The organism is Arthrobacter sp. Hb9-2 (assembly GCF_059091165.1).
Genome location: NZ_JBNHGJ010000052.1, coordinates 1 through 21,272 on the forward strand (window position 1 = coordinate 1; position 21,272 = coordinate 21,272).

A 21,272-nucleotide genomic window follows, 5' to 3' on the forward strand; every position below is an offset into this window, starting at 1 on the left:
CTTGGCACACTATTGAGTTCTCAAACAACAGACACACCCGGCACCACCCAACCAAACGGTTCAGGATCGCTCCGGAGCAACTTTTCAAACTTACCCGATCCTCCGTTCCGGCGCAAATCCTTGTTCCAGGATTTTCGTCGGTGGGAAGTCGTCCCCACCTCTTCCAGAGGTGCTCGAAAGCCCTACCAGAATTGGTATTGATTTTGGGGTTTTGGCCGCCCGGGGTAACCAGCTCTTCGCTGTCTCCCTCGCGGCGACTTAGAAAACAATACACCTCCTCGGGCGGCTCCGCAAATCCTCTTCCGGGCCCTCCTGTTCCCCGTCATCCCGCGGACAAACCGGTCGTCGGCACCCAAACCCGCCACCCGCCGTCGGACTTTCCTTGTATGTGCTGCACCACAGTGACGGACGGTTAAAAGCAGAAAGGGCCGGCAACCGTGAGGTTGCCGGCCCTTTCTCAAGCAGCTGGTTTCAGCGGGGCTGAATTACCAGGAAGACTTGGTGATGCCCGGGAGTTCGCCCTTGTGGGCCATGTCGCGGAAGCGGACACGGGAGATACCGAACTTCTGGAGGGTACCGCGGGGACGGCCGTCGATGATGTCGCGGTTACGCAGACGGATCGGGGACGCGTTGCGGGGCAGCTTCTGCAGGCCCAGGCGGGCTGCTTCGCGTGCTTCGTCGGTTGCGTTTTCGTCAACCAGGGTCTTCTTCAGCTCGAGGCGCTTTGCAGCGTAACGCTCAACGATGACCTTGCGCTGCTCGTTGCGAGCAATCTTGGACTTCTTAGCCATGGTTTAGCGCTCCTCTCGGAATTCGACGTGCTGGCGGATCTTGGGGTCGTACTTCTTCAGGACCATGCGGTCCGGATCGTTACGACGGTTCTTGCGGGTTACGTAGGTGTAACCCGTGCCGGCGGTCGACTTGAGCTTGATGATCGGACGTACGTCCTTGTCCTTAGCCACTAGAGCTTCACCCCACGAGCGAGAATGTCGGCGACGACAACGTCGATGCCGCGTACGTCGATGGTCTTGATGCCCTTTGCAGAAACCTGCAGTGTGACATTACGGCGCAGGGACGGAACCCAGTAGCGCTTCTTCTGAATGTTCGGATCGAACCGACGCTTGTTGCGGCGGTGCGAGTGCGAAATGCTGTGCCCAAAGCCCGGCTCGGCTCCGGTCACTTGGCAGTGTGCTGCCATGACTTCTCCTCAAGAATTGAAAGTAATGATCCGCATATCTGTTGCTGGACCATGCTGCTAAGGGCGACCCAAAAATGAAGAAGGGCAACGGTTAGTCACGCAACTTGAGCCCCTAACTACCGGCCGCCCTGGAGAAATTACCGGACAACCGGAGCAATTGCGCACGCTCCGCGCACTTAGCGCCTACCAAGTCTACGAGTTCATGCAATTAAAGACCAATCCGGCCCCGGAGGGTGTATAAGGAGGGCCGGCGGCTAGAGCCGGGTGAGCTGGGGGTACTTTGGCTTCAAGCCGTCACCCGAGGACTTCCCGGTAACCCGCCGGACAACCCAGGGGCCCGCGTACTCACGGAACCAGCGGGCGTTTGCGCGGAGGGCCTCCACGCCATCGAGCTCCGGGACGGGGGTCATGGGCGGGACGTCGATGGAGTGGTCATGTTCCAGGACGTCCAGCACGCGCTTGGCCATGTTGGCATGACCCGCGGCGGACATATGCATCCGGTCCTGCGCCCACATACCCCAGTCGTAGTATTCACTGAAGCGCCAGTAGTCCACCAGCAAAGCGCCGTGATCGCCGGCGATGCCGCGGACCAGTTCGTTGTAGATGGCCGTCCGTCCGCGTGTCGTGCTGAAGACCTTCGAACCCCGGGCGTCGAAGCCGGTGAACATGACCACGGCGGCACCAGCGGCGCGCAGTTTGGCGATTGCGTCGTCGTACTCCACCAGGAGGTTGTCGATGTCGATCCTCGGGCGCAGGATGTCGTTGGCACCCGCGTAAATGCTCACCAGGGTGGGTTTAAGTTCGACGGCGGCATCCACCTGCTCAGCCAGGATCTGGCGAAGCTTTTTTCCGCGGATAGCGAGGTTGGCATAGCCGAAGCCAGGGTCAGCGGCTCCCAACTGCTCCGCCACACGGTCCGCCCAGCCGCGGACACCGTTGGGGCTGGTGGGATCGTCGTCGCCCACACCTTCGGTGAAGGAGTCACCAAGGGCCACGTACCGGGTAGTGAAATCCATTCGGCTAGTTTGCCATCAGTTGCTGGGAGCAACCAACCGTGCCATGGCGGCCTAGCTTTCCCGCAGAATCCAATGGTCGGCGTCCAACCGGCCTACCACTTTCTCGCCGATTCGCGCCAGATCCAGCACATCCTGCTCCGTCAGGGCGTCCAGGAACAGGTCCCGAACCGTCTCAACGTGGCCGGGTGCCAGGCCCACGATGGTCGCCATGCCTTCTTCGGTGAGATGGGCCGTGGTGACGCGGGCGTCGTGCGGATGCGGACGCCGCTCCACCCACCCCCGCTTCTGCAGCTTGGTCACCACGTGCGAAAGCCGCGACAACGACGCGCTGCTGCGCGCAGCGAGCTCACTCATCGGCAGGAACCGCTCTTCCGCCTCGGACAGCATGGCCAGGACTGTGTAGTCGAAAAGGGATAGCTTTCCCGCTGCGTGGAGCTTGGTGTCGAGGGCCGCCGGCAGGAGCGTATTGATGCTCACCAGGGCCAGCCAGGCCCGGCGTTCGTCGGCGGTAAGCCAGCGGGGTTCGGTCATGCGCCCATTCTACGAGAAAAGAGCGGTTGATCCTTCAAGTAGCAGCGGAGCGGGCCGGTAGGCTGGGCGCATGTATGTTGTCTCACTGAGCTACCGGGTCCCCCAGGACATCGTGGACTTCCATAACGACGCGCACATCGCCTGGCTGCAGAAGGCTTTCGACGACGGCGTGTTCATCGCCGCCGGGCGCAAGGTCCCGCGGACGGGCGGTATGTTGCTCTCGAGGGCCGACCGCGGAACGCTTGACGCCAGCCTGGCACAGGACCCGTTCTATTCGAATGGCGTTGCCGACTTCGAAGTAGTGGAGTTCCACGCCGCCAGGGTGGCATCGGGCTTTGAGAACCTGCTGGACAGTTAGCGCCAATTACTACCCGCCGGGGATTTGGCGGCGAGCTTTTTCAGGCCGCCCTTTGGCGGCACCTTTACCGGTTCCGGCCAGCGCGGCGTGAGCTGGTCACCTAGCGTGACGCCGCGCAGTTTCCGGCCGAACAGCGGCAGGACCCAGTCGTGGATCCAGCGCCGTTGGCGCTGCTCCCACTCCCGGAGGCTGAGCTTTGCCGGCGGTTCCCAGTCCTTGAGCCGGATCTTGTGCGGCACTCCCAACTGGTCCAGCACCTGGCCCGCCAGGTACTTGTGTCCGGCCTTGGACATATGGAGCCGGTCCGAATCCCACATCCGGCGGTCATGGAAGGCGTCCAGGCACCAGTAGTCCACCAGCACGGCTCCGTACTTGGCTGCGAGGGCCCGGACTTGCTGGTTGTAGAAGTTGTTGCGCTTCTTCAAGGGCTCGAGGAGCGCGGAAACTTTCACATCGAAGCCCGTAAAGAGCACCAGGGTGGCGCCCGTATCCGCCAGTTGCGCCACGAGCTTCTCATAGTCGTCCATGAGCACGGCCATGTCCGTCTTCAGGTCCAGGATGTCGTTGCCGCCGGCGTAGAGCGTGACCAAGGTGGGCCGCATCGTAAGCGCAGGCTCCAGCTGCTCGCCAATGACGTGCCGGAGCCGCTTGCTCCTGATCGCCAGGTTCGCGTACCGCCATCCAGGCTGCGCCTTCGCCAGTTTCTCTGCCACCCGGTCCGCCCAGCCCCGGACCCCGTTGGGCAACCGCTCGTCCCGGTCCCCGACCCCTTCAGTGAAAGAGTCTCCAAGAGCAACAAACACCCGCCGCCCGGAATCAGGAAGCAAAGGTTCAGGCACCAGCCCAACGTAACGCTGTCAGGAAAAGCGAGGACGACGGCGGGATGAACATTGAGTGCGAAAGCGTCCGTGAATAACCGGCTTTAAGTGCGAGAGGGTTGGAGGAAAACCCACGTTAAGTGCGAGAGGGATGGAGGAAAACCCACGTTAAGTGCGAGAGGGTTGGCGGGGGCTGCGACGAGGGAGATTAGCCCTCGGCCTTGCCCTGGCGCCAGTACCCCATAAAGGCAACCTGCTTCCGGTCGATTCCAACGTCGCGGACAAGGTACCGCCGCATGTCCTTGATAACCGCAGCTTCCCCGGCGATCCAGGCGTAGAAAGGCATGGCACCAGCGGGCATGTCCGGGTTTTTGGTGGCTTGGATTTCGTCCGTCTCCATCCGCTGGGGGGTCTCCCAGAGGATGTCCACGTCCACGTTGACGTCCTCCGGCTCCGGTCCGGCGGCGCCGTCAGCGGCTTTGATGGCCACCCACCCGGGCACCGGAACCGCCTTGCGCACCGCTTGCTGGAGCAGCTCGCCGTGCGGCCGGGACCGTCCAATCGCGGCACCGCGCGCGAGCCAGGTGACCTCGATGTCGGCGGGCGAGGACAGTTCGAGAAAGTCGCCTGCCTCGGGGACCTCCAGGAAGGCGTGTCCGGTCATGTATTCCGGCAGGCTTTCCAGGATGGCGGAAATGGCAGGGACAGCCGTTTCATCGCCGGCGAGCAGAATGCGCTGCGCCAGTCCGGGGCGCCACTCGATGCCGCCGTAGGCCTCCGCCGTCAGGCACTGCGCGGCGCGGTTGTTCGGGCCAATAAGGGTGATTGCATCACCGGGCTTGGCATTGAGGGCCCAGTTGGCGGCAGGCCCGCCGTCACCATGACTGTCGAAGTGCATCACGAAGTCGACGTCGATCTCCGGGTAAACAGTGTCCAGACGGGCATGGCGGGCGGTGTAGGTGCGCATGGAGCCGCGCACCGTGGGGTCCATGGCCAGCCATTCGCGGTACCAGCCGGCGCGGCCCATTTCGAACGCCGGCAGGGGAAGTTCTGTGCCGTCCGCGGCGAGGGACGGGATCATGAGTTTGATCCGGAGGTCGAGGGTGTCCCCGTTGACGCCGAAGTCCCGCAGCGAGTACCCGCCAAACGTGATCCGGCGGAAGTTGGGGCTGAGTTCCTGCACTGAGGAAACAGTGACTTCAAATGCCAGGGTCATCGGTTCGGTGGAGGCGGCGGCAATATCGCGGGTCTTCATGAAACGAGCTCCAGTTCGTTGGCGGGGACGTGGTGTCGGCCGATCGGAATGATCATGGGGGTTCCGGAGACAGGGTCCGGGATGACGCGCGACTCAAGGCCGAAGACGTCGCGGACCAGCCCTTCGGTGACCACGTTCCGAGGCGCGCCCACTGCCACTACGGCGCCGCCTTTCATGGCGATCACGTTGTCTGCATAGCGGGCGGCGAGGTTCAGGTCGTGCAGCACGATGGCCACGGTGGTGCCGCGCTGGCGGTTCAGGTCTGTCACAAGATCCAGGACTTCCACCTGGTGGGCAAGGTCGAGGTAGGTGGTGGGCTCGTCCAGCAGCAGGACCTCGGTTTCCTGGGCCAGGGCCATGGCGATCCAGACCCGCTGCCGCTGCCCGCCCGAGAGTTCGTCCACGTTCCTCCCGGCGAGGGCCAGCGTATCGGTGGCTTCGAGCGCCCGCTGCACGGCGGCGTCGTCCCCCTCGCTCCAGCTGCGGAAGAAACCCTGGTGCGGGTACCGGCCGCGGCCCACCAGGTCGCGGACCAGGATGCCGTCGGGGGCGGTGGGATGCTGCGGAAGCAGGCCAAGGGTGCGGGCCAGTTCCCGCGCGGGGCGTGAGTGGATGTCCTTGCCGTCCAGGGTCACGGCGCCGGCCGCGGGTTTCAGGAGCCGGGACAGGCCGCGAAGGAGGGTGGATTTACCGCAAGCGTTGGCTCCCACGATCATGGTCACCCGGCCTTCGGGAATTTCGGCGGTAAGCCCGTCCACCACGCAGCGCTGATCGTATTTGAGCGTCAGGTCCTTGGCGTTGAGAACTGCCACGTCAGGCATCCTTTCGGTTGGCCGTGACCAGGAGCCACAGCAGGAACGGGGCGCCAAGCGCGCCGGTGATGACGCCCACCGGCAGCGCCGTGCCGTCCAGCAGCAGGGGGGCGAGGTTAGCGGCGACGTAATCTGCGGCGAGGACAATCAGGGCGCCAACCAATGCCGACGCCGGGAGGCTGGCTTTGCCGGTGAAGCGCCGGGCGATGGGCCCTGCCAGGAAGGCGACGAAGGAGACCGGGCCGGCCGCCGCCGTCGCCACTGCTGCCAGCGACACCGCAGTGATCACCAGCGCCAGGCGGGTGGCACCCACCCGGATGCCCAGCCCCGCTGCGGCGTCGGGTCCGAGCTCCAGGATGCGCAACGGCCCGGCGATGGCAACAACTGCCGGAATCAGGACGGCGAGGGAGAGGGCAAGCACGCCGGCCCTCTCCCAGTTGGCGGAATTCAGGGATCCGTTGAGCCAGACGAGGACGTCCGCGGCGGTGCGAATGTCCGCACGGGTCATCAGGAAATTCACCACGGCATGCAGCGCAGCGGCGATGCCTACGCCCGCCAAAATGAGCCGGTTGCCGGCGGCATCGCCGCGGTTGGTTCCGCGCATCGCCCCGCCGCTGGAGATCGCGTAGATGATGGCGGCCACGCCGAGCGCGCCGCCGAGCGCAGCACCAGAGACCGCCGCTCCGGTGGCACCGAACACCACGATGGACACGACCGCTGCAGCGCTGGCACCGTAGCTGATGCCGATGATGTCAGGGCTGGCCAGTGGATTGCGGAGCATGGTCTGGAACAGGGCCCCGGCCAAGCCGAACGCGAGGCCGATCATGGTGCCGATGACAGCCCGCGGCAGCTTGTTCTCCATCACGATGAAGCTTGCCCCGGGGATCTTCTCGCCGCCGGTCAGGTGTAAGAGAAGGATCTTGAAGAAGTCCGGGACGGTGACCGTGTAGCTGCCCAGCAGGATGGAAACAGCGAACAGGATCACGACGGCGGCCGCCAGGATGGCGGTCCGGTTCAACAGCAGCCTTCCCCGGCGTTGCCCTATCACTTTTGGTCCCTTGGACCCCGGTTTGGCAGCCGTAACTGATAGCGCAACGGGGGTTTCTGCGGGTTTCCTGTCTTGGGCGAGAGTCCCTGCTTTCGAAATCATAGTCCCGCCCCCTTGCCCCGGCGGATAAGCCAGACGAAGACCGGCGCCCCGATGAGGGCTGTCATGATGCCGGCCGGGACTTCGCCCGGAAGGAGCACCACGCGGCCGACGATGTCCGCGCCGAGGAGCAGCACCGGTGCCAGCACCAGCGAGAACGGCAGGATCCAGCGGTAATCCGGGCCCGTGAGGAAACGGACAGCATGCGGGATGACCAAGCCAACAAAACCGATGGGGCCGGCCAGGGCGGTGGCCGAACCGCACAGCAGCACGATTCCGAGGGCAGTGATGCCGCGGACCAGGCCTACCCGCTGGCCGAGGCCGCGGGCAATGTCGTCGCCGAGCGCCAGGCTGTTGAGGATACGGCCGGTCACCAGCACAATCAGCGCCCCGGCGGCGAGGAACGGCAGGCCGGGCAGCACTACCGACCAGTCCCTTCCTGCCACGCCGCCCACCTGCCAGAAGCGGAACCTGTCCAGGGTGTCCTGGCTGGAGACAAGGATGACGTTCATGAGCGAGAACAGGCCCGCGTTCAGCGCAGCGCCTGCCAGGGCCAGCTTCACCGGGGTGGCGCCGTCCCTGCCCAGGGAAGCGATGAGATAGACGACGACCGCCGCAACTGCTGCCCCGACGAACGCGAACCAGATGTAGCCGGAGAACGTGGCAACACCAAAAACGTAGATACCCGTCACCACGGCCAGGGCAGCCCCGGCATTCACGCCCATAATGCCGGGATCGGCCAGCGGATTGCGCGCCACACCCTGCATCGCTGCGCCTGCAAGGCCGAGGGCTCCCCCGGCCAGGATGCCAAGGACGGTCCGCGGGATGCGCGCATGCACCACAGCGTGGTCGCCGTTGGCGGGATCAAACGCGGTCAGCGCCTGCCATACAGTGCCCAGGGTCAGTCCCCTGGCGCCGATGGCCAGGGAAGCGCCGGCCAAAAGTGCAAGTACGACGACGGCGGCCAGCAGCCAGGCGGCGCGCTTCCCCCCGAAAGCGCGGCCGCGGGACGGGCCGTTAGGTCCTTGTGCCGGCAGTGAGGTGCCGGCACCCCCCTGCCCGGGGTCCGCCGTCGTCGTACTGTGCGTCATGGAAGGGTGCTTACTTCACTGTGTCCGCTGCGGCGGCCAGCTGCGGCAGGAACGTGTCCAGCGACCACGGCAGGCTCAGCGGGGAAGCCGCGGAGATGGACAGCGTCAGGGTGTTGTCCGAGTCGGCAACCAGGGCGCCGTTCTTGATGGCCGGGATCTGGCTGAGCAGCGGATCCGACTTGATGGCGTCGGTAGTGGAGGCATCCGGAACCCAGGTCACGAACACGTCTGACTGAAGCTCGTTGGCCTTTTCGGCGGACCACGGGATGAAGAATTCCTTGGAGCCCTTGGAGTTGTCGTCAACCACCGGAGCGAGTTTCATGCCGATTTCCGAGAGGAAGCGGGGGCGGTTGTCATTGGCGGTATAGACGTTGACGCCGTCACCCTTGGCAGGCTCGAGGTTGCCGTAGATAAAGCTCTTGCCCTCAATTTGCGGGTATTTGGCAACCTTCTCCTTGATGGTGGCCTCGGTGTCCGAGATCAGCTTGGTGGCTTCGGCGTCCTTGCCGAGGGCCTTTCCAATGATGGAGGTGGAGTCCTGCCAGGAGGTCCCGTAAGCCAGTTCAGGGTGGGCCACGACGGGCGCGATCTCACTGAGCTTCTTGTAGTCCTCTTCCGTGAGGCCCGAGTAAGCAGCCAGGATGACGTCCGGGGTGAGTTTGGCGATCTCGGTGAAGTTGATGCCGTCAGCTTCGGAGTACTGGGCAGGAGCCTTGTCGGAGCCGAAGCCGGCGCCGAGGCCTTCCAGCGCTGCATCCTTCCAGGGGGTGGAGCCCTTGTCGTTGCCGCCCCATTCATTCTTGGGAACGCCTACCGGCACAACGCCCAGGGCGATGGCGACGTCGTCGTTGACCCACGAGACGGTGGCAACGCGCGTGGGCTGCTTTTCGATGGTGGTGTTGCCGTAAACGTGCTCGATGGTCACCGGGAACTGCGAGCTGCTCGAGCTGGCCGCACTGGCGTCGGTAGTGGAGGAAGCGGGGCCTGTGGCGCAGGCGGAGAGGGTGAGCGCCGCGGCGGCCAGAACGGCCGTGGCCTTGCCGGCTGACTTGAACAGCGTGCGGCGGGTGGCGCTGGGCCCGGAGAAGAGGGGGGAAGTCACGGAACTCCTTAAGTGAATGAAGCGAACTTAAGTAAGGCTAGCCTACCCTCGCGAGCATTACGCAACGTTTCTGTTTCTTATTCCCCTTCGTGATAAAAGACACACTTCGTCCGGGTTTCAGGTCGCTGGACAGGGAAGATGCGGTTTTGGCAGGATGTCCCTGCCGCGGGTTTAGCCCAGTTTTCGAAAGTTTCAGCAATGCAATCCATCACGCCTCAACACATCCGCTCATCGTTCATCAATGCCAGCCGCTCCGAAGCTGCCAAGCTCACCCTCCCTAAAGACTTCGAATCCCTCGACTGGGAGAACCTTGACTTCCTGGGCTGGCGGGACGACAAGATGCCGCTCCGCGGCTACCTGGTGGTTCCGGGGCCCAAAGGCCTCACCGGAATTATGCTGCGCGCACCCGGAAGCGGTGCCCGGAAAAACCGCTCGGTACTTTGCGAGCTGTGCCGGGACGTATTTTCCAAAGAGGACGTACTCCTCTGGGTCGCCAAGCGCGCCGGACAGTCCGGCCGCGACGGCAACACCGTCGGCACGCTGATCTGCGCCGATTTCCTTTGCTGCGGCAACGTCCGGAAGGAGCCGCCGGCCAACGACATCAACCCGGACCCGGCAGCCGTGGTGCTCCGGCAGATCCGGGGCCTGCAGGACCGGACTGCCCAATTCCTGGGACGGGTGCGGGGCGGTTAGCCGGCGCGAACCAGACTAACGCAGAGGAAGCCCGCCCTCACGGATGCGGAGGCGGGCCCCTCGACTGTGGGTCAGCGGTAGGAGAAACTCATCAGCACCGACTTCAGTGCCCGGCCTTCGTCACTCCAGTACCAGGCTTGTGCTGCCTCATCACCTGTGAACCGCGGTTCAGTAAACAGCACATCCGCAGTCAAAATGCGGTCGCCGATCCTGACAGGGGCGTATTGAACCTGCCCGTCCGGCGAGACTGGCGATCCCGGCGTCAGTCCCATCCTGTAATGAGTAGCGCCATCGGCTCGATCAATGAAGAACGAAGAACTGGGCGTGGGAACAGAAGCGCCGATCAGCCCCCGTACCGGATCAGTCTCAATTATGGTCCTGGAGACATTGCCGGCCGTAGCGTCACCAACCTGGCTGTAATAGATGTTGATCTGCTCCTTACCGCTGGCATCCAAGACGGTCGCCGTCTCCACTGCGGGGGACGCCGAAACCTGTTCATGCTCCACGCGCCAGCCTTCCGGGTGGGCAAAAGACAGGCGGCCATCTGCGAACGTGAAGGTCACCGGCCCTTTGGGAACCGGAGAAGAGGTAGCGGCGGGAACGATGGATGCAGAGGGACTCTGCGGAACCGCCCGGGCGGCAGGGCTGGTGGAGAAACCGCCGTCCGCGGCAGTGCCGCCGGCCGCACAGCCCGCGAGAGTGAGGGCTGCGACGGCGGTGAGCGCCATGAAGGTGGTGGCGCGGCGTGCTGGGCGCATCTGTGGTGCCTTTCGAGGGAAGGCCGTCAACCCATCAGGCGTGATGCAGGACCCAGCGTTCCGCACCTGCCCTGTGGGAGCACGACGGCAAGTATTTGATGCGCACCAGCATGGCACCGGGATACGCCTTTCAATAGCTCCCAGGCAATATATCCATCGATTTGTTATGAAGCCGACCCGTTGATAACGGGCTAGCGCAAAACGATGTCCACCGGGTTCGCTTCGGAGCGCCAGGCTCCTTCTTCGCCCGGCCGCGGCCGGATGACCGGTGCCGTCAGCACTCCTGAACGGTTGGTGCGCTTGTCGCGGAGGATCTCGGTGACAGAGCCAAGATGCCGGGACAGGTCGATGACGTTTTCAGGGGCCGCCAGCAGCAGTTGGAACCCGAATTCGTGCAGCGCCTTGATTCCGGCCCCGGCGAACTCCTCAGATGCCAGCACAAAAGCCTCGTCCATCATCACGGTGCCGTATGTGGTGAAGCCCTGCTCCGCGATGCCCAGCTGGTAACTCAGTGCAGCAGCCATGATGAAGGCCGTGAAACGCTGGCGCTCGCCGCCGGACATGGACCCCGTGTCCGCATGCATAAAGACCTCGGTCTTCTTTGCCCCGCCTTTCTTGCCCGACGCCGGCCCGGCAACTTCCCGGTGCTCCTTGCACTGGATGAACAGGTGCCCGCGCACGTCCAGCACCTCCGCCCGCCAGCGCCGGTCCTCCGGCGCCTGCGAGCCCAAGCGCTTCACCAGGGTCTCCAGGGACTTGTAGCGGGCGGTGAGTTCCGCGTCGTCGTCCCTTTCCCCGTTGGTGCCGTCGGGCCTGCCACTTTCGGGCTTTGCCGGCCGCGCGTGCCGGGCCTTGAGCGCGTTCTGGATGGCGTCCTTGAACTGCTTCGCGGAGGGAGGGAGCGTCTGCTTGATATCGAGCTCCAGGAAGCTGCCCTCGTGGAAGTTGACCTGCGAAAGAATGCCGTTCAGCGGGAGGATACGGCTGGTGATGGAGCGGCGTTCCTCGTCGAGCAGATGCAGCAGTGTGCTGAAGGATTCGTGGGTGCGCTGGTTGAAGAACTGCCTGAACTCCGCTTCCTGGGCGGGCAGCCCGTCGCTGACAATCGCGTGGTAGCGGGTTTCAAAATCGCCGGCAGCACCGATGGTGGTGCCATGGTCGGCCGAGATGGCGCTGCCCCACTCGCGGACGAAGCCCTCGAAAATCCTCGTCAGGCGCTCGGCGGTGGTTTGCCCGCGCGACTCCGCTGCATGCAGTTCAGCCAGCAGGGCGGTCCGCACCCGGTTGGCGAGGTTGTCCAGCTCATGCATCTCCGTCACATCACCAAAATCGGCAAAGTACGGCTCCAGCGCGGTGACGGTGGCGTCCGACGGCGGCGCCTGGGCCAGGCGGTCCCGCGCAGCTTCCAGCAGGGAATCGGAAGCCGTCAGTTGCCGGTCCAATGCCTTGTACTCGCTCTGCAGGACAGCGGCGGCCTCGGTGCTGGCCTGGTGCTTCTGCCGCACTTCCTCGATGGTGGCGCGGAGAGGCTCGAGATCTGCCTGCGCTGCCAGGGCGTCCTTCAGCCGCTGTTCGATCCTGGCAAGCTCGTCGGCCGCAACTGCCGCCGAGACCTGTTCCCAAGGACGGTGATCCTCAGCAATGCGGCGCAGGGCGTCGAGCTGCCGGCTCATCCCCTGATGCGAGTCCTCGCGGGTCTGCGCCAGCTCTGCCGCCTTGGCAACCTCCTGCCGCAGGTCCTCCACCTGGCCGGCAACCAGCTCCAGCTTGGCGGCGTTATCGAACCCGAGGACGTAATCCTGCCGGCTGGTAAACCGGTCGTCCTTTTCCACAGTGTGCCGGTTGCGCTTCACCACGCCGCCCAGGCTGAGGCCCCGGTCCAGCACCGCCAGCTCGTCCGGGTCCTCCACACACGGGTAGGCGAAGTCCAGCGCGATTCGCTCGCGGATCCAGGACCCCGCTTCGCTCGCCACGCCCGTGGTCAGGATGTCCAGCTTGGTGAGCAGGTCGCCGTCGCGCACGTCCTCCAGCGCCAGCGCGCCCCCGGAAAGCGGCTTGGAAACGTCCACCGCCCGCAGCGCGCCGCGCACGTTGTGGCCGTTGAGGTAGCGCGTCACCGCGGCGAAGTGCTCGCCCGGCACCAGCAGCGTGGTGGCAAGGTTGCGGAGCGCGCGCTCTGCGGCGGGGCGCCACTTCTCCTCCCCCTCAGCTAGGTCCATCAATTCACCGGCGAAGGGCATCCGGTCCTCGGGAATACCGGTGGCGCCGGCGATCGCCGCCCGGTTTTCAATGCTCGACGGCGGCAGCAGCGACTTGCGCGTCTTCAATGAGACGAGCTCCTGCTCGGCCGCGGCCAGCTCCCGCTTCTTCGTTGCGTGGGCGTCGAAGGCTTCAAAGCGGAGCTCCTGCAGGGCCTGGGAATCATCCTTGAGCTCGGCCGACCTTGCCGCCGCCTGCTCGTGCGCCTGCTCCCAGCCGCCGGCACTCCACTCCAGCTGGAGGCCGGCGTCGGCCAACGCCTGGCGTGCCGCTTCCTCCACCTGCTGGCGAAGCTTCAGGCCCACCCGGGCGTTTTCCAGTGACTGCTCAATGGCGGAGATGGCGTTGCCGCCCTGGTTGTTGTACTCCGTCTCCAGCTGGCGCAGCTCCTTGGCGAGGCCGTCCCGGACTGCGCGCTCGGCGCCGAGCTCCTTGGCCTTCGCCTGGGCCAGCTCCTTGAAGCGGGCCAGCATCTTTTGGTGGACCGTCACGGCGAGCTGCTGCTTGTAGGCCTCGAATTCCTCCCCGGCGAGGTCCCGCAACCGGTTCGCGTCCAGCAGCGCCTGCGCGTACTCCCTGTTCAGTCCGGGCACCGGGGCCAGCTGGTCCCGCTGTTGCCGGACGTCCTCCAGCCGCTGCCGGATGGACATCAGGTTGCTGAACTCCTCGACGACGTCATCCGCCGCCGCGAGAGTAGCCGGAGCATCCAGGACCTGGTCCCGGAAGAAGGTGTTGACGCTGCCGCCCAGGCCCTTGCCCGCCTGGATAACGCGCAGGAGAGGAAGGGCCTGGTCCGAGTTGATCCCCAGCAGCCGGCGGAAGCGCTCTGCGAACGCCTTGTGCACATCGAAGACCTGGGCGTCCGGAAAAATCGTTTCCAGGGCAGCCTTGGTAAACCGCTTGTCCGCGATGCCCTCGAGCGCCTCCAGGTCCAGCGGCTGGTGGTCAACGAGGTAGAACCGTCCAACGCTCGACTCCGTGCCGTTCTTCGGCAGGTCGAACAGTGCTGACACTGTCACCCGGGTGCCGGCCGCATTGTCGAACGTCAGCGCGACGGCGGACCACGTGGCGCCCGGCCGCTGGAAGGCACTCGCGGACCCCTCCCCCACAGCCTTGTCGCCCACTTTGCCGCGCATGTATGTAAACGTTGTCCGCTTGTCCTCCACGGCCCCGCCAGAGCGCTGCGCAGCGGCCTCGTTGGACCTGGGCCTCGCATCGAAAACCCGGAGCATGGCGTCAAACAGCGTCGACTTTCCCACGCCCGAGTTACCCGTCAGGAGCGTGCCGTTCCGGTCCACGTGCATCGTGTGGGCTCCGTGGAACGTGCCCCAGTTGACCACCTGCACCAGGGCAAGGCGCATCTGCCCCGGGTTCGTCAGCTCGCCCAAAGGCAGCATGGTTGCAATGCTCACTCGGCATCCTCCGCTTCGGTGGCGTCCTCGGTTTCAACCGGCCCAACCACCGTGTCCCGGTCAAGCTCGATGAGCGCTTCGGTGCCGGCGGCGTCCGTGGTGGCTGCTGCCAGGGCTTCTATATGGGCGGGGATGTCGCCGATGTTTTCGAAGGGGAGTGCCAGGGGCAGGGCGTTGGAGATGGTGTAGACGTCGTCAAGGCCCGTGGGCAGGAGGAGTTGGCGGGCCAGTAGCTTGGTGATGGCCCTGGCGACCACGTCCGAGTCACGCAACGCGTCCTGTTGGCCTGCGGGCTGGTAGTGGGTGACCAGGTCGGCGATTTCCTCGCGGGTAATCGTTGGGTCTGTCTGCGCGGTGACGTGCCGGTCCAGCAGCAGGCGCATCCTCAGCAGGACGATGGTTTCCACCCGACTGAGCGCTCGCTGCTGCCGCAGGATGCTGGCACGCGTGCTGCCGCCGATGGCGTCCGGGTGGACCGGGCGCAGGACGGCGATCTTCCGGTCATGGTCCAGCTGCATCGTAAGGAACAGTTCGGAGAGGCGGCTCCGCAGGATGATCTAGTTGTCCAGCAGGACCGTCCAGAGCTTCTCGTCCCGGCCGCCGTCAACGTAGGGACCCTTGAGGAGCTTCACCAGCGCCTGCCGCACCTTCATGGACAGCACGCCGGTATCGCCGGGGAAGAGGGCGGCACCGTCGACGAAGGTGTCGCGGGGGGTTACGGCGCCGGCGAATGGGCGATCGCCGCCCGTCGCGGGCACAGTTTCACTCTCCAGCGGCATACCCCCGTTCTCATCCACATGGCTATTTCCGGGGTCAGCTTCGGGGGCCGCCGTCGTCGTCATCTCTTCAGTCATGTCAATCCTTCGGGAGGGTGACCAACGGCAGGTAGGCCCTGCGCGTGGTGCCGTCAATCTGTTCGAAGTCCAAGGCATCCATTGCGTCCCGATCGAAGCCTGCCCCGGCGTGCAGGGCGTGCGAGAGGAGCGCCCGGATGGTGTTGATGTGCTGCTCTTCCGGCGGCAGCTGCTGCCACGCCTCGGAAAGGGTGGAAGCGCCGGCCATGGCAGAGCTGATGACCTCCGGCTTGGCCTTGGCGGTCCGCGGCGAGCGCACGCGGTCCGAGTCGCTGAAGGCGATGGGGTCGGCAAGTTTTGGCGGTGCGGCAAACTCGTCCGGGTCGAAGAGCTTCACCATGGACAGCGACTCGAACCCGGCGTTAAAGAGGACGGGCCCGGGGACCAGCCCCGGCCGTTCCCGTTCGTACGGAAGGGAACGGATCGCCTGCTCAGCTTCGCGAAGCACTTGCCGGAGCCGGACTGACTGGCGGAAGTCATCGCTTTGGACGTAGGTGTTGAGGCTTTCGCTGAGCTTGCCGTAAATCCGCTGGATCTGGCTGTGCTGCTGGCGGAGTTCGGCCACCAGGTTCTTCAAGGTTTCCCGGTCCTCGGCTGAGAGGTCGTCCGCGAACTGCCGGCTCAGGACCTCGCCGATTGCGGACCGGAACCTGAGCTGCTGCTGCGGATCCTCCAAAAACGCCGTGAAGGAACGGAACGTCCTGCCCTCCGGGCTCTGGCGGAGGCGTTTGTCGGCCTCCAGTACCTGCGCCATCGTGGCGCCCTTGGTCAGTGACTCCTCGATGATCTGGTTGCGCAGGCCGCCCACCAGTTCCTCGATCCGGTCACGCATCTTTTTGTAGTCGGCGGGCAGGCTCGCGGCGAGGTCCAGGACGTTTCCGGCAGCTTCAACTGCCTCGTCGTCATCCAGCAGGCCGTCGAACTCGCCGGAACTGATGTTCTGGATGAGCTGCTGGCGCTCTTCGATCTCCTCTTCCAAGGACTCGAGGCGGGCACTCTGGTCCGGATTGGTCTCGTTGGCGAGCTTCTCGACGTCTCCCAGCAGCGTGCCGAGGCGCGAACCGTTAAGGGTGGACCGCTCGCTGGAGAGGCTGTCGAGGAACGCCAGCACACGCGCGGCCGGTTCGGTGACTTCGTAGACGATCTGGCCTGACTGGTTCCGCCGCGTCAGGAACTGCCGGCGCGTCCATTCGTCGCCAAAGGCCTTCCCGTTGGCGCCGCCTCCCAGCCCGGGCTCCTGCCTGCGGAGCTCTTCCAGGAAGGAGTCGACGTCGGCATGGAACTCCTCGAGCGGCAGTTGCGGGCGGGTGCGGGTAAAGGAAGCCTGCAGCACCGCGATCACCCAGGGCGCCGAGCGCGTCAGGGCCCAGGCAGGTCCTTTGGTGAGGAGTTCGAGGTCCCGGAGCCGGGCGCTGATGGCGTCAGCGGATGACCTGGCGGAGCGGGGCACACACTCTCCTTGGGCTGTTTGGGTGGGCGGGGCAGGGGCTCCAAACGGAAAACTGCCAACAATAAGGTTAACGCAGGCGGCCGCGACCGCTCCGTGACCTACTTCGCCGTAGTATCTCGATCCCATATCAAGAGCTCTTTAAGCCTGCTGCGGCTCTGGCTGGGCACGCCGTCTACCCCTACGCTCATGCTACTGATTTCGACCAAAGCAACGTTTCAGCAGGGGGACTCATGCAGTTCGATCTAAGCGCAGTGGAAACCGCCACCTTGGTATTCGTGGGCACACTGGTGTTCGCCTTTATCCTGGCCGCCTTCGTCCTCACGGCCGGACTGGTGGCGCTGGTGCTGCTGGGAACGGGAAAGCTCGGGTGGACAGTCGTTTCGAAGTCGCTCCTGGCCGTGGTCCATGGCATCAACGCGGGCTGGGACCGGCTGGTGCACCACGCCACGGCATTCGACGCCGCCGGAGACTTTCCGGGGCAGTCCTCCCCTAGCACAGGAACTTACCCGCGGGTAATATTGAGAGACAGCTAAAGGGTTCTCCAACCCGGCGGACCTGGCTAAGAAAGCTATCCGGCCAAGGAGATAACCCATGAGCTCCGCCACTGACAGCCCCTCAAAGACCGCCAGCTCCACCACCAACAGCGCAGCAACGGATGCTCCTGCGGAGGAGACCCCTGTTCCCGCGGGCAAGATCGGCAGGAGCGTCACCGCGGACGAGGCCCGCGCCGTCGCCGAGGCCGCACGCGAAACCGGCTGGGACCGCCCGAGCTTCGCCAAGGGACTCTACCTGGGCAGCTTCGACCTCAGCCTTGTCCATCCCTGGCCCACCCCTGACCCGGCCGACGTGGAACGGGGTGAGGCGTTTATGGTCCGCCTCACCGAATACGCGCGGACCATGGACGGCCGGATTATCGAGCGCGAGGCGCAGATCCCTGACGGATACCTTCAGGGCCTGGCAGACCTTGGTGTCTTCGGGATGAAGATTCCGGAGGAATACGGCGGCCTGGGCTTGTCGCTGGTGTACTACGGCCGGGCGTTGGCCCTGCTGGGCAGCGTGCATCCCAGCCTCGGCGCCCTTCTTTCGGCGCATCAGTCCATCGGCGTGCCTGAGCCCGTGAAGGTTTTTGGCACTGCCGAGCAGAAGCGGGAGTACCTCCCGCGCTGTGCCGCCGGCGCCGTGACCGCGTTCCTCCTGACGGAACCCGACGTGGGCAGCGATCCAGCCCGGATGGGCAGCACGGCAACGCCCACGGAGGATGGGGAGGCCTACCTGCTGGACGGCGTCAAACTGTGGACCACGAACGGTGTGATCGCCGAACTGGTGGTGGTCATGGCCGTGGTGCCGGCACGCACTGATGCGGACGGCACCAGGCACAAGGGCGGCATCAGCGCCTTTGTGGTGGAGATGGACTCTCCGGGCATCACCGTGGAAAACCGGAACTCGTTTATGGGCCTGCGGGGCCTCGAGAACGGGGTGACGCGGTTCCATCAAGTGCGCGTCCCGGTGGCCAACAGGCTGGGCAAAGAGGGCCAGGGCCTGAAAATTGCACTTACTACGCTGAATACGGGCCGGCTTTCCATCCCGGGCCTTTGCGTCGGCTCAGGCCGCTGGAGCCTCAAGATCGCCCGCGAATGGTCCACCGCCAGGACGCAATGGGGCAGGCCGGTGGGCGAGCACGAGGCCGTGGGCAAGAAGATCGCTTTCATCGCTGCGTCCGCCTTCGCCCTGGACGCCGTCTTCGAGCTCTCCGCCGAACTTGCCGACGCCGGCCAGAAGGACGTGCGGATCGAGGCCGCCCTTGCGAAGCTCTGGTCGACGGAGATCAGCTGCCGGATAGCCGACGAACTGGTACAGATCCGCGGCGGCCGCGGGTTCGAAACGGCAGAGTCGCTGGCGGCGCGCGGTGAACGTGCGGTACCGGCCGAGCAGCAGCTGAGGGACCTGCGGATCAACAGGATCTTTGAGGGTTCCTCGGAGATCATGCGCCTGCTGATCGCCCGGGAAGCCGTGGATGCGCACCTTGCCGCCGCTGGTGACCTTGCATCGATGGACGCAAGCCTGGCCGACAAGGCGAAGGCCGCCGTCGGAGCCTCCGGCTTCTACGCCCGCTGGCTGCCGAAGCTGGTGGCCGGCGCCGGCATGGACCCGCGCTCGTACGGCGAGTTTGGCCGCTTGGCCAAGCACCTGCGGTTCGTGGAGCGTTCGTCGCGGCGCTTGGCCCGGCAGACGTTCTATGGCATGGGCCGGTGGCAGGCAAAGCTGGAACGCAAGCAGGCATTCCTGGGACGTGTGGTGGACATCGGTGCGGAACTGTTCGCCATGACGGCGTGCTGTTCACGGGCGGAGATGCTGCTTCATACCACTCCCGACAAAGCCGCGAGCGCCTATGAGCTCGCGGAGGCGTACTGCGAGCAGGCCCGCGTGCGCGTCGACGAGTACTTCGAGCAGCTGTGGCGGAACACGGACGACGCCGACCACCACCTGACCCGAAGGGTCCTCGCCGGTGACCACAGGTGGCTGGAGGCAGGCGTACTGGACCAGTCGGAAGGCACCGGCCCGTGGATCGCAGATGCCTCCCCCGGGGCCTCGCAAAGGGAAAACCTGCACCGTAACTACCGCTGACGCCACCGGTCACAAAATAGTAAGCATCCTTGCTATCTCTGCGGCCCGATGATTGAGTTGACTCATGAGCAGCTCAACGGACCCAGAGAACCTGCCCCCACGACGCGCCCGGGAGGACGCTGACCGGAGCGGAAGCTACCGTGCCGCCGCGGCTGATGATGCCACCCGCAGCTACGACCAGCAGCCCGCAGCGGATACCACGCCGACCTCCACCTACGATCGGGTGCCGGCCGGCCACACCGGCTCAGCCGGTGCCTCTGCAGAGCGCGACTACGTCCCAGCGGCGTCGGCACCTGCTGTTGATCCGAACCTGACCGATCGGCAGACCGCCGTCGCCAGGGAGAAGGAGCGGTTCGGCGGCATCAAGGTGGGCTCGGCGTTCTTCGGCTGGCTGACCGCCACCGGCATGGCCGTGCTGCTGACCGCCCTCGTGGCAGCAGCCGGGACGGCCGTGGGCCTTGCAACCAATACCGACGTCAACGAGGCAGTGAACCAGGCGGCCCGGAACCAGGGCACCGTTGGCCTGGTAGGCATCATTGTGCTGCTGGTCATCCTGCTCCTCGCCTATTACTGCGGCGGTTACGTCGCGGGACGCATGGCACGCTTCAACGGTGCCAAGCAAGGCCTCATGGTGTGGATCTGGGCATTGATCGCGGCTGTCCTCGTATCCATCCTGGGCCTGGTGTTCGGGCAGCAGTTCAACGTGCTGGCCAACCTCAACAGCTTCCCGCGCATTCCAATTAATGAAGGGCAGCTGACCACTACCAGCATCATTGCTGCAGTTGTGGTGGCCCTGGTGGCACTGGCAGGCGCGGTGCTGGGCGGGCTGGCAGGCATGCGGTTCCACCGGAAGGTGGACCGCGCCGGCTTCACTCCGGACGAGGACAACAACGACGAGTAGTCAGGCCAGAACTTCCCCGTCCAGGTAAAACCAGCGGCCGTTCTCCCGCACGAACCTGCTGACCTCGTGATGCACACCGCGCTCGTTGCCGTGCCGGAACCATGCTTTGAACTCCACCCTCCCCTGGGCGTCCAGCGGGCCGCCGCGGTTCATGGAGACAATGTCCAGGCGCCGCCACTGCAGGTCCGGATCAAGGTCCAGGTTCGCCGGGGCCTTGTCCGGGTGCCAGGTACGCAGCAGGTAGGGCCCGTCCCGGAGTACAAACGCGCTGTAACGGGAGCGCATGAGCTGTTCTGCCGTTGCTGCTTCTGCGGTGCCGGAGTGGAACCGTCCGCAGCAGACCGCATACGGCTCGCCGGACAGGCACATGCAGTTCGTGTTGGGTGTGTCCTCCGCCATAGTGCTCCTGTTTCCTGCTTTCGGCCGCGCAGTGCATGCCGTGGTTCCCCGTCCGACTATAGGCGCCCCGGCAACCTGCCAGCGGGCATAACAGCTTTAAAACAACCGGGGACGCACCGCTGCACGCGTCGGCGAGGTCCGGCAAAAATCCGTATGGTGGAGAAGGAGCTGTTGCTGGCGGAGGGGCGCAGGTGCGGGCTTCACGGCCGGCAGAGAGGAGAGATGACGTGGAAAATCCAGATACGCTCATTCTCAACCTGACCTTTTTGGGGACTGTGGGAATGGCTTTCCTGATGTTCCTGGTCCTCTTCCTGCTGGGGGTCATCACGCTGGTGCTCGCGGGGATAGGCCGGCTGGCAGCCGTCGCGCTGATGGCCTTGTTCGGCAGGCGCTTACGCAATGAAAGCGTCCAACTGGTCCGCCTGGGCGGCCCCTCCAGGGAAGGGCCCGACGGCGGCACTTCAGTTTCCGCTGCGGGTCCGGCCGGTGGGGGCGTGCCCGCCGCCAAAGCCCCGAAAGCCAAGCGCCAGCGCCGGGACTGGCGCTCCGCGCTGAAGCCGGCACACGTGCGTTCGGCGCTGCGCACCGCCGTC

20 protein-coding genes and 2 pseudogenes are annotated in these 21,272 nt (G+C 65.0%); 6 read left to right on the forward strand and 16 right to left on the reverse strand.

Going from position 1 to position 21,272, the window contains the following annotated elements:
- Window positions 1-485: 485 nt before the first annotated feature.
- From rpsN to AC5RV1_RS20025, 5 genes are all read right to left on the reverse strand, one after another.
- Window positions 486-791, reverse strand: a complete 306-nt coding sequence (gene rpsN, locus AC5RV1_RS20005) for a 30S ribosomal protein S14 (protein ID WP_163166363.1) — start codon at window positions 789-791, stop codon at window positions 486-488.
- A gap of 3 nt (window positions 792-794) precedes the next feature.
- The gene (gene rpmG / locus AC5RV1_RS20010; protein ID WP_013602737.1) at window positions 795-962 is read right to left on the reverse strand and encodes a 50S ribosomal protein L33; all 168 of its coding nucleotides are present in this window, start codon (window positions 960-962) and stop codon (window positions 795-797) included.
- On the reverse strand, window positions 962-1,198 hold the full coding sequence (gene rpmB / locus AC5RV1_RS20015; protein ID WP_003798559.1) for a 50S ribosomal protein L28: 237 nt from the start codon (window positions 1,196-1,198) through the stop codon (window positions 962-964). Before rpmB ends, rpmG begins: the two co-directional genes overlap by 1 nt.
- Before the next feature lie 254 nt (window positions 1,199-1,452).
- Window positions 1,453-2,214: an SGNH/GDSL hydrolase family protein gene (locus AC5RV1_RS20020; RefSeq protein WP_493995763.1), complete on the reverse strand. Its 762-nt coding sequence runs from the start codon at window positions 2,212-2,214 to the stop codon at window positions 1,453-1,455.
- A 51-nt stretch (window positions 2,215-2,265) separates the two neighbouring features.
- Window positions 2,266-2,745: a MarR family winged helix-turn-helix transcriptional regulator gene (locus tag AC5RV1_RS20025; protein ID WP_163166367.1), complete on the reverse strand. Its 480-nt coding sequence runs from the start codon at window positions 2,743-2,745 to the stop codon at window positions 2,266-2,268.
- A gap of 70 nt (window positions 2,746-2,815) precedes the next feature.
- Between AC5RV1_RS20025 and AC5RV1_RS20030 the strand changes: the two genes are divergently transcribed.
- Window positions 2,816-3,103: a YciI family protein gene (locus tag AC5RV1_RS20030; RefSeq protein ID WP_493995764.1), complete on the forward strand. Its 288-nt coding sequence runs from the start codon at window positions 2,816-2,818 to the stop codon at window positions 3,101-3,103.
- On the opposite strand, the gene AC5RV1_RS20035 is transcribed toward AC5RV1_RS20030, so the two are convergent.
- The 6 genes from AC5RV1_RS20035 to AC5RV1_RS20060 all read right to left on the reverse strand — a co-directional run bounded on the left by AC5RV1_RS20035 (window position 3,100) and on the right by AC5RV1_RS20060 (window position 9,328).
- A complete protein-coding gene (locus AC5RV1_RS20035; RefSeq protein WP_493995775.1) occupies window positions 3,100-3,945 on the reverse strand; it encodes an SGNH/GDSL hydrolase family protein in 846 nt (281 codons plus the stop codon). The two genes, AC5RV1_RS20030 and AC5RV1_RS20035, sit on opposite strands and share 4 nt — an antisense overlap.
- A 184-nt stretch (window positions 3,946-4,129) precedes the next feature.
- Window positions 4,130-5,176, reverse strand: coding sequence for a siderophore-interacting protein (locus AC5RV1_RS20040; protein ID WP_493995765.1), 1,047 nt, complete (start codon window positions 5,174-5,176; stop codon window positions 4,130-4,132).
- Window positions 5,173-5,988, reverse strand: a complete 816-nt coding sequence (locus tag AC5RV1_RS20045) for an ABC transporter ATP-binding protein (protein ID WP_493995766.1) — start codon at window positions 5,986-5,988, stop codon at window positions 5,173-5,175. The genes AC5RV1_RS20040 and AC5RV1_RS20045 overlap by 4 nt, the downstream gene beginning before the upstream one ends.
- A 1-nt stretch (window position 5,989) precedes the next feature.
- Window positions 5,990-7,138 (reverse strand): FecCD family ABC transporter permease, encoded by a 1,149-nt coding sequence (locus AC5RV1_RS20050; RefSeq protein WP_493995767.1) that lies wholly within the window; start codon window positions 7,136-7,138, stop codon window positions 5,990-5,992.
- Window positions 7,135-8,226, reverse strand: a complete 1,092-nt coding sequence (locus AC5RV1_RS20055) for a FecCD family ABC transporter permease (RefSeq protein WP_493995768.1) — start codon at window positions 8,224-8,226, stop codon at window positions 7,135-7,137. The genes AC5RV1_RS20050 and AC5RV1_RS20055 overlap by 4 nt, the downstream gene beginning before the upstream one ends.
- A 10-nt stretch (window positions 8,227-8,236) precedes the next feature.
- A complete protein-coding gene (locus tag AC5RV1_RS20060; RefSeq protein WP_493995769.1) occupies window positions 8,237-9,328 on the reverse strand; it encodes an iron-siderophore ABC transporter substrate-binding protein in 1,092 nt (363 codons plus the stop codon).
- 198 nt (window positions 9,329-9,526) lie between these two features.
- On the opposite strand from AC5RV1_RS20060, the gene AC5RV1_RS20065 reads away from it, so the two are divergent.
- Window positions 9,527-10,021 carry an FBP domain-containing protein gene (locus AC5RV1_RS20065; protein ID WP_493995770.1) on the forward strand — a complete coding sequence of 165 codons (495 nt, stop codon included), beginning with the start codon at window positions 9,527-9,529 and terminating at the stop codon, window positions 10,019-10,021.
- Window positions 10,022-10,092: 71 nt separating this feature from the next.
- On the opposite strand, the gene AC5RV1_RS20070 is transcribed toward AC5RV1_RS20065, so the two are convergent.
- The 4 genes and pseudogenes from AC5RV1_RS20070 to AC5RV1_RS20085 form a co-directional block, all read right to left on the reverse strand.
- Entirely contained in the window at window positions 10,093-10,779 is a 687-nt protein-coding gene (locus tag AC5RV1_RS20070; protein WP_493945371.1) for a hypothetical protein, read from the reverse strand.
- A 191-nt stretch (window positions 10,780-10,970) separates the two neighbouring features.
- Window positions 10,971-14,450 carry an ATP-binding protein gene (locus AC5RV1_RS20075; protein ID WP_493995771.1) on the reverse strand — a complete coding sequence of 1,160 codons (3,480 nt, stop codon included), beginning with the start codon at window positions 14,448-14,450 and terminating at the stop codon, window positions 10,971-10,973.
- Window positions 14,447-15,304: pseudogene (locus AC5RV1_RS20080) on the reverse strand (DUF4194 domain-containing protein). The gene AC5RV1_RS20075 and the pseudogene AC5RV1_RS20080 overlap by 4 nt, the downstream one beginning before the upstream one ends.
- Window position 15,305: 1 nt before the next feature.
- The gene (locus AC5RV1_RS20085) at window positions 15,306-16,754 is read right to left on the reverse strand and encodes a DUF3375 family protein (protein ID WP_493995772.1); all 1,449 of its coding nucleotides are present in this window, start codon (window positions 16,752-16,754) and stop codon (window positions 15,306-15,308) included.
- A 230-nt stretch (window positions 16,755-16,984) separates the two neighbouring features.
- On the opposite strand from AC5RV1_RS20085, the gene AC5RV1_RS20090 reads away from it, so the two are divergent.
- The 3 genes from AC5RV1_RS20090 (at window position 16,985) to AC5RV1_RS20100 (ending at window position 20,280) form a co-directional block, all read left to right on the forward strand.
- Window positions 16,985-17,287 (forward strand): hypothetical protein, encoded by a 303-nt coding sequence (locus tag AC5RV1_RS20090; protein WP_493945375.1) that lies wholly within the window; start codon window positions 16,985-16,987, stop codon window positions 17,285-17,287.
- A 58-nt stretch (window positions 17,288-17,345) separates the two neighbouring features.
- A complete protein-coding gene (locus AC5RV1_RS20095; RefSeq protein WP_493995773.1) occupies window positions 17,346-19,379 on the forward strand; it encodes an acyl-CoA dehydrogenase family protein in 2,034 nt (677 codons plus the stop codon).
- 64 nt (window positions 19,380-19,443) lie between these two features.
- Window positions 19,444-20,280 (forward strand): hypothetical protein, encoded by an 837-nt coding sequence (locus AC5RV1_RS20100; RefSeq protein ID WP_493945377.1) that lies wholly within the window; start codon window positions 19,444-19,446, stop codon window positions 20,278-20,280.
- On the opposite strand, the gene AC5RV1_RS20105 is transcribed toward AC5RV1_RS20100, so the two are convergent.
- The gene (locus tag AC5RV1_RS20105; RefSeq protein WP_493995774.1) at window positions 20,281-20,679 is read right to left on the reverse strand and encodes a YchJ family protein; all 399 of its coding nucleotides are present in this window, start codon (window positions 20,677-20,679) and stop codon (window positions 20,281-20,283) included.
- 227 nt (window positions 20,680-20,906) lie between these two features.
- On the opposite strand from AC5RV1_RS20105, the pseudogene AC5RV1_RS20110 reads away from it, so the two are divergent.
- Window positions 20,907-21,272 (forward strand): annotated as a pseudogene (locus AC5RV1_RS20110) (hypothetical protein); the annotation flags it as partial.

Excerpts from the sequence above, each read along its gene's own strand:
- AC5RV1_RS20105 (WP_493995774.1), bottom strand. The coding sequence starts at position 20,679 with ATGGCGGAGGACACACCCAACACGAACTGCATGTGCCTGTCCGGCGAG.
- AC5RV1_RS20020 (WP_493995763.1), bottom strand. The coding sequence starts at position 2,214 with ATGGATTTCACTACCCGGTACGTGGCCCTTGGTGACTCCTTCACCGAA.
- AC5RV1_RS20065 (WP_493995770.1), top strand. The coding sequence starts at position 9,527 with ATGCAATCCATCACGCCTCAACACATCCGCTCATCGTTCATCAATGCC.
- AC5RV1_RS20055 (WP_493995768.1), bottom strand. The coding sequence starts at position 8,226 with ATGACGCACAGTACGACGACGGCGGACCCCGGGCAGGGGGGTGCCGGC.
- AC5RV1_RS20025 (WP_163166367.1), bottom strand. The coding sequence starts at position 2,745 with ATGACCGAACCCCGCTGGCTTACCGCCGACGAACGCCGGGCCTGGCTG.
- AC5RV1_RS20100 (WP_493945377.1), top strand. The coding sequence starts at position 19,444 with ATGAGCAGCTCAACGGACCCAGAGAACCTGCCCCCACGACGCGCCCGG.
- AC5RV1_RS20050 (WP_493995767.1), bottom strand. The coding sequence starts at position 7,138 with ATGATTTCGAAAGCAGGGACTCTCGCCCAAGACAGGAAACCCGCAGAA.
- AC5RV1_RS20070 (WP_493945371.1), bottom strand. The coding sequence starts at position 10,779 with ATGCGCCCAGCACGCCGCGCCACCACCTTCATGGCGCTCACCGCCGTC.
- rpsN (WP_163166363.1), bottom strand. The coding sequence starts at position 791 with ATGGCTAAGAAGTCCAAGATTGCTCGCAACGAGCAGCGCAAGGTCATC.
- rpmB (WP_003798559.1), bottom strand. The coding sequence starts at position 1,198 with ATGGCAGCACACTGCCAAGTGACCGGAGCCGAGCCGGGCTTTGGGCAC.
- AC5RV1_RS20040 (WP_493995765.1), bottom strand. The coding sequence starts at position 5,176 with ATGAAGACCCGCGATATTGCCGCCGCCTCCACCGAACCGATGACCCTG.
- AC5RV1_RS20090 (WP_493945375.1), top strand. The coding sequence starts at position 16,985 with ATGCAGTTCGATCTAAGCGCAGTGGAAACCGCCACCTTGGTATTCGTG.
- AC5RV1_RS20095 (WP_493995773.1), top strand. The coding sequence starts at position 17,346 with ATGAGCTCCGCCACTGACAGCCCCTCAAAGACCGCCAGCTCCACCACC.
- AC5RV1_RS20030 (WP_493995764.1), top strand. The coding sequence starts at position 2,816 with ATGTATGTTGTCTCACTGAGCTACCGGGTCCCCCAGGACATCGTGGAC.